Raw genomic sequence first — 6799 nt, forward strand, 5'->3', positions numbered from 1 at the left:
GCACATACTTGATGGTCGCGCCCCGGGTCGTGGTGTAGCCGCTGACGAGGAGCATGCCCTGGTCGTCGAACTGCTGCCGGGTGATGGGACTGAAATTCAGGCTCCCGACGCCGCCATCCTCCGGGAGCAGGATGCCGGCGCCCCCCCATGGGTACTCGCCAGAGCTGGGCCGCATCTCGGTCTGGTAGATGCCGTGCCGTGACGCCTTGCTGAGCGCGCCCAGGTCGCATTGCGACAGGTTGAAGAGGGCCGGGGTGTCGCAGTCGATTTGGGTTTCGAGTGGGGGGGTGAACTCGCAAGGGGCGAAGACGCCGCGGTCAATCCAGTCGCTCTTCTCTTCGATGGGGGTGGAGGTGCCATCCCAAGCCACGACAGGGGGCGTGCCGGCATCCGGCTGCCCCTTGGAGTCAGTGCAGGCCGTCAGCAACACGGGGCAGGTGAGCAGCAGCATTCCCAGACAACGGGGAAGACAAGTCATGAAGAGGCTCCAGGGTGAACAGCGCACATCGGGTGCGTCTTGATATACTCGCAGTGTAGAGACATTCGTGACATGGAGAAAGGGGACCGGCGGCAAGCCGTGACGCGCCCTACTCCATGGAGGAGGAGGGCGTTTCACCCGCACGCAGCCGCGGCAGGCGCACGGTGAACACCGTCCCCTCCACTTCGAGGGTCCCCTTCCCTCCGATGAGCGGGAGTTCCCCCTGGCGCGCCCACCTGGCGGGTGGGCGCGCTGTTTGACCGGGCTTCTGTCACTGCCAGGACGGTTCGACGTCGTTCGCGCTCACGGTGTTCGTCAGGTTGATCAGGGTGCCGTTGACGGATCGCATGAAGATTTCACTACTGCTCGAGCCCCCCGGGAAACGCGCGAACACCAGGGTATCGCCAGTAGGGCTGTAGGCCGGGCATTGGTCGTCCTCCGGCCCGTTCTGCAGCGCGACCAGACCCGTTCCGTCCGCGTTCATGGAGTAGAGGTCCCGCTTGAACGAGCCCTGCACCGAGATGCTCGTGGTGAAGGCAATCTTCGTCCCCGCCGGGTTGTAGACCGGGAAGAGCGAGGTCCAGTCGGGGGGGCCTTCGTTCAGCCTCACCAGTCCCGTCCCATCCACGTTGATGCGGTAGATGCCCCGGAAGGGAATATCCGATGTGCTCAGCGCCTCGTAGCCGAACACGACCTTCAGCCCATCGGGGCTGAAGCTCGGCGTGAGGTAGCTGCCGGAGCCTTGCAGGTCCGTGGCCAGGAGGGCCAAGTGCTGGCCGTCGGCGTCCATCAGGTAGAGGCTGCACCGGGAGGTGCAGTGGACGAAGACGATGCGCGTCCCATCGGGGCTGAAGGCGGGCTGTTCGTCGTCACCTTCCCAGTTCGTGAGCCGCTGCATGTTGCTGCCGTCGATGTTGGCGCTGACGATTTCGAAGCCGCCAAGGTACGGATACGTCTGGCCATGGTCGCGCTGCCAGACCACCTGGGTGCGCGCCTTGTTGAGTTTGGGGCGCCGGTCCATCACGGGGTCATCCGTGAGGCGGTTCAATAGGGTGCCGTCGGTGCCCATCACGAAGATATCGTAGGAGTTGCTGGGGTGGGCGGGGTCACTTCCCCGATTCGACGCGAAGGCGATCTTCGTTGGCGGTGGGCAGTTGGGGACGCACGTCTTCGCCGTGACGTCGTCCTCCGCGACGTCCTGTTCTGGGTTGGCGACACCACACGCGGCCGTCAGCAGGACTGCTCCAAGGATGCAGCTTCTTCCCATCATCATGGTACTGGCTCCCAGCTGTGTTTCAGGTTCGCCGTCCTGGTCGCGGCCTCGCGAGGCTCACCCTGGAAGAGGGTTCCCTGGCGGGCCGGGACGGAAGGGCGAACATGCCGCCGACAGAGCAAGGGCAGGGCCAATCCACGTTCCAGGCCGCTTCCCCTGGAGCAACCTGTGAGGACGGCAAGTCTTGCCGCGATCCAGCGCTTCGGGCTGGCAAGAGTTGCCATTGCCGGCTGGGTTTGCCGTCCGTGGACCTGCTCGCGACGACCTGTTTCGGCCCCTCCGCACGCATGGGCTGCCGACGTCCGTACGTGCTGCGTATAGGCAGGATAGAGGCCATGTGGAGGGTGAGGGCAGGAGCGGAGGGGCCGCGGAGGGCTGTTGATGGGGGCCGCCCGAGCAGTGCGCCAAGCGGGTGGAGAAGCCGCGCAGCCCCTTGGGGTACACCCGGCCCTGGCCGCGTTCCCTTCGGTGCGCGGCAGGGCCTGGCTCTCTTGGCTGGGGCGGCTTGAGCCTCAACACCACGCGGCTTGCGGGGGAACGCCTTGACCGCGTCGCGCGTCCCCTGCCCTCCCCCGGACCACGGCCCCATGAGCGCGAAAAGCGTCCGCATGTGACTTCAGGCACATGTGCCCCCAGGCACGGCCCTTCATATTGCCTCGCATCCACCCGCCACACCCGAGGCCCACCATGAAGCCCCTGTTCGCCGCTTCCCTGCTGCTGCTGGCCGCCAACGCTCACGCCGCGACGCTCACCCTGGACATCCAGGGCCTGACGAAGAAGACGGGCCACGTCCTCATCGCCGTGCACGCCGACGAGGCGTCGTTCAACGACAAGGGCAAGCCCGCGGCCGTTCGCACCGTGGAGGTGAAGGACGCGAAGGTGACCGTCACCATCCCGGACCTCGCGCCGGGCACCTACGCCGTGAGCCTGTTCCATGATGCCAATGACAACAACAAGCTCGACACCAACTTCATCGGCATTCCCAAGGAGGGCTACGGCTTCAGCAACAACGTGGGCGCGCGCGGAAAGCCCAAGTTCGATGAGGCGAAGTTCACACTGGCCGCCGACGGCACGGTGCTCACCCTGACGGTGTTCTGAGGACTCGCGCCATGGACCGCCGCACACTGTTGAAGGGGATGGGCGCCGCGCTGCTCACCGGCTGCGCCTCGGGCCCGCGTTCCGCCGCCACGCCACCCTCGGCCCCCGACTGGGCCCTGGGGTGGCGCTCCGTGACGTCGGCGGCGCTGGCGCCCGTGGACGCGCACGTGAAGGGCCGCTTCCCGGACGCGCTGCACGGCACGCTGTACCGCAATGGCCCCGCCCGCCTGGAGCGCGCGGGACAGCGTGTGCGTCACTGGTTCGACGGCGACGGCATGGTGCAGTCCTTCCGCGTCTCATCCCGTGGCGTCACGCACCACGGGCGCTTCGTGTCGACCTTCAAGTTCCAGAACGAGGAGCGGCTGGGCCGCTACGCGCTGGGCACCGCGGAGCTGCCCGCGCGCGGCAACGATGCCTACAACCCGGCCAACACGTCGGTGCTCATGGTGGGCGGCGAGCTGCTCGCGCTCTGGGAGGCGGGCTCCGCGTACCGGCTGGACCCGGCGACGCTCGAGACGCGCGGCACGAAGGACTGGTCCGAGGACCTGGCCGGCGTGCCCTTCTCCGCGCACCCGTTGCCCGAGCGCGACGGCAGCTATTGGAACTTCGGGCTCGCCCCGTACGCCGGCGAGCAGGGCCTGATGATGCTGTACCACTTCAGCGCCGACGGGCGGATGCTCCAGTTCGCGTCCCTGCCCCTGTCCATCCCCGGTTATGCGCACGCCTTCGCGCAGACGGAGCGCCACCTCATCGTGGTGCTGGCGCCGCTGCTGTGGGACGACAAGCGCGACCTGACGTGGTTCGACAAGAAGGCCTGGCAGCCGTCGCTGGGCACGACGGTGCTCGTGGTGGACAAGGCGGACCTGACGCACGTCGTGCGACGGGAGCTGCCCGCGGGCTTCGTCTTCCACTTCGGCCATGCGTGGGAGGACGGAGACCGGCTGCGCGCGTACGCCTGCTGGTACGAGGACTCGCACTTCATGCACCTGACGGTGGACCAAGACATCCAGGGCCGGCTGAAGGATCGCCCACCGGCGCGGCTGACACAGCTGGAGATTCCCCTGGGCACCGGCCAGGGCCGCATCCTGCGCAGCTCCCACGGCGCGGAGTTCCCGGTCGTGGACCCGCGCGTCCCGGGACGGCGCGGGAGCGCGCACTTCGTGGTGATGCAGGACAAGGACGCCGTGCTCCCGCACGGGGGCGTCATCGCGCGAATCGACGTCGAGCGCGACAGGGTGCAGCGCTTCGACTACGGCCCGGGCATCATCGCCGAGGAGCACCTCTTCGTGCCCACGGGGGCACGAGAGGGCCAGGGCTGGCTGCTGGGCACGTCGCTGGACTGCACGCGCGGCCACACGCGCCTGGCGGCCTTCGACGCGGAGCACCTCGATGACGGGCCCGTGGCGCTCGCAACGCTGCCTCGCGCGCTGCCGCTGGGCTTTCATGGCACGTTCCTGAAGGGATGACCGGCCGGCTGTTCAGAAATTACGATGGCCGATTCTGGGCTTCGGATGCGGAGGGCCATTCGAAAGACCTGTCGCCCGGGCCCGACTACCTGCGCCTGCACGTGAACGGACGCTGGGTCCAGTTGGAGGAACTGCCGGAAAACTGGATGGGCGCGCTCGTGATGACCTCCACCGAAAGCCCCCTGTCTCACACCCTCCAGGCGGTCCGCTACTGCGCACCGTGAGTCACTTCGCGTCGGGCAGGGGGCTGAAGGCGCTGCGCTGAGGTCTCAGGGCTTCGGGCAGTGGGCTCCGGTGTCTACCCAGGCCTGGATGATTGCGCCGAACTCCGCCTGTGTTCCGGGCACCGGCAGGAGGACGGCGCGGTGGCTTCGCATGCACGAGGGAGCGTGACGTGGGACGACAGGGGCCGGCGATTGCGGCCCCCGCCGGGTGTCCACCTTCCGGCCTCAGAGCGCGAAGCGCTGGAGAATTCTCACGTCGGCACCGCCATTCGAGCCCGGCTGCGACGAGTTCAGATAGAGCGCGGGCGGCGCCTTCCGGAAGAGGGGGTGGACGGGAGTGCCTTCGACGACGCCCACCTCCTCCACGCCTGCCTCGTCCCAGAGCGAGAGCACGTTCTGCGCGCCACCGTTCGCATCCTGCTTCGGGTTGACGAAGACGAACCGCTGCTGCCCCGGCACGAAGGAGAAGACCGTCGTGTCGATTCTCCGTGGGAAGGAGAGCCACTGCGGGGTCATCCCCGGGTCCCGGATCAGGGTCCGGCTCCCCGCCGGGTTGCTCACGTCGTAGGTCATCCACGCCGCCGTCGACAGGTCATCGCTCAGGGCGGGCTCACCATGGTCGATGGCTCCCCCCAGATGGAAGAGCGTCACCCCGGGGCTGCGCATCAAGTCGTAACTCCCCGCGCAACGGACGCCGGAACAATCCGTGGCCGCGCAGAAGAGCACCGCCCCGCCCTCCCTGCGCCAGGTGCGGCAGAGCGTGGCGCCGATCAATTCGCACCCTTGCGAGGTACACGCAACGGAGTTCTCCTTCGGAGGGAGGTCGACGGCCCTGCCGACGATGACGGTGTCCTCGTCGAAGAAGGAGAACTCCTTGAGGTACCCATCGTCAGAGGGGACGACCACATCCCAGAGCAGGGCCTGCGTCCGGGTCTCGAACAGCTGGAGGTGCCACTCGGGAGTGAGCCGCGCGAAACGGTTCACGCTCGGGGAGACGCGCACCACGTTGGTGAAGCCTCGTTCGATCTCCGCGAGCGTTCCCTGCTCCGTATCGAAGGCCCAGTTGCGCGCGCCCCGCAGCCACAGGAAGCGCTCCCCCACGGTGAGCTCCACCGCGTCTGTCGACTCGATGTGGGCCAACGTCTCGACCTCGCACGTCCCCCCATCGCACGCCAGGGGGAACACCCTGCGCAGGTCCGCGCCACCCGTGTCGGTCCGCTCGATGAAGGCGGCATAGGGGTTGGCTCCCTCCTTGAGCACCACGCCGCTCACGATCCGCGTGCCCATCACGGAGGCCTCCGCGTCCCCCGGCCGCCACGCCCAGGCGGTGTTGCCCCCTCCCGGGGTATGGGTGAGGACCAGGACCCGGCCATCACTCGAGAAGGCTCCGCGCTCCGCCGCAGGGGCGATGCGCCGCGTCTCCCCGGTGGCCAGGTCCTGAACCACCGTGCCACTCCCATCCCGCTTCGCCGCGACGAGCCATCGCTGCTGGGCATCCACGTCCAGCAGGTTCACGTCCTGCATCAACGTCTGGACCCGAGGCCCCGCGTCCCATCCCGCATCAGGTGTTTCGCCGCCATCCACGCCGGCATCGACGCCCGCATCCACTCCCGCATCCACTCCGTCGGGGTCCCCCTTGCAGTGACTCAACCCCATCCCAAGCAGCACGAGCCCCAGGGCCCACCATGCGCTTCCCGCGAACGAACGGCTTCCCAGCAACGACATGCGCTCCCCCTCCGTCATGGATGTCATGAGGCATACGGAAGCAGTCCGATTTCCTGGCACGGAAACGGTACTCGACAGCGAATGGGACGCAGAGGGCCAGCCCCCTGACGGCTCAGGGCAACGGGACCCGGACGGTGGTGAAGGGCCCCTTCTCTCCCCCAGGGTCACGCAGAGCATGCGCGGGTTGTCACGGACCTTGAACGAGGAGCGAGCCCAGGCGGGACAAGCGGAAATCCGTCCCGCCTCTTCCGTCGGGCAGTGCCCGGGTGAACACCCACGGGTGAGCCTCAGCGCCCCACGCCCATGTTCGTCCACAGGTTCGACAGCGTGCGCCAGCACTCCGCATTCCGGGTACCTGGCGAAGTCCCGCTCCACGTACCGGGGCAGGCCGCGCCCGACCTCGCTGGCTTCCGCCAGCAATGTGGCCAGGTTCTCCCGCACCGCCTCGTACAGCACCGTCCCCTCCGGCTGCCTTCGCCGGTACGCCCACCCGTGCGTTCCCACCTGCCCCTCCCCAGCCACACCTCGCCAGGGC

5 protein-coding genes and 1 pseudogene are annotated in these 6799 nt (G+C 67.9%); 3 read left to right on the forward strand and 3 right to left on the reverse strand.

Annotated elements, in window-relative coordinates:
• Together D7W79_RS36500 and D7W79_RS36505 are read right to left on the reverse strand one after the other, a co-directional pair.
• A pseudogene (locus D7W79_RS36500) lies at nt 1-478 on the reverse strand (LVIVD repeat-containing protein); the annotation flags it as partial.
• Between the two features lie 271 nt (nt 479-749).
• On the reverse strand, nt 750-1751 hold the full coding sequence (locus D7W79_RS36505) for a TolB family protein (RefSeq protein WP_120529904.1): 1002 nt from the start codon (nt 1749-1751) through the stop codon (nt 750-752).
• Between the two features lie 687 nt (nt 1752-2438).
• Between D7W79_RS36505 and D7W79_RS36510 the strand changes: the two genes are divergently transcribed.
• Genes D7W79_RS36510 through D7W79_RS36520 form a run of 3 tightly spaced genes read left to right on the forward strand, consistent with a single transcriptional unit; the run spans nt 2439 to nt 4539 of the window.
• Nucleotides 2439-2849: a DUF2141 domain-containing protein gene (locus D7W79_RS36510; protein WP_158617142.1), complete on the forward strand. Its 411-nt coding sequence runs from the start codon at nt 2439-2441 to the stop codon at nt 2847-2849.
• A gap of 11 nt (nt 2850-2860) precedes the next feature.
• A complete protein-coding gene (locus D7W79_RS36515; RefSeq protein WP_120529906.1) occupies nt 2861-4315 on the forward strand; it encodes a carotenoid oxygenase family protein in 1455 nt (484 codons plus the stop codon).
• Nucleotides 4312-4539, forward strand: coding sequence for a hypothetical protein (locus tag D7W79_RS36520; protein ID WP_120529907.1), 228 nt, complete (start codon nt 4312-4314; stop codon nt 4537-4539). Before D7W79_RS36515 ends, D7W79_RS36520 begins: the two co-directional genes overlap by 4 nt.
• Nucleotides 4540-4764: 225 nt before the next feature.
• On the opposite strand, the gene D7W79_RS36530 is transcribed toward D7W79_RS36520, so the two are convergent.
• The gene (locus tag D7W79_RS36530) at nt 4765-6291 is read right to left on the reverse strand and encodes a hypothetical protein (RefSeq protein WP_208729933.1); all 1527 of its coding nucleotides are present in this window, start codon (nt 6289-6291) and stop codon (nt 4765-4767) included.
• Nucleotides 6292-6799 lie beyond the last annotated feature (508 nt).

Source organism: Corallococcus exercitus, from assembly GCF_003611585.1.
GTDB classification, from domain to species: Bacteria; Myxococcota; Myxococcia; order Myxococcales; family Myxococcaceae; genus Corallococcus; species Corallococcus exercitus.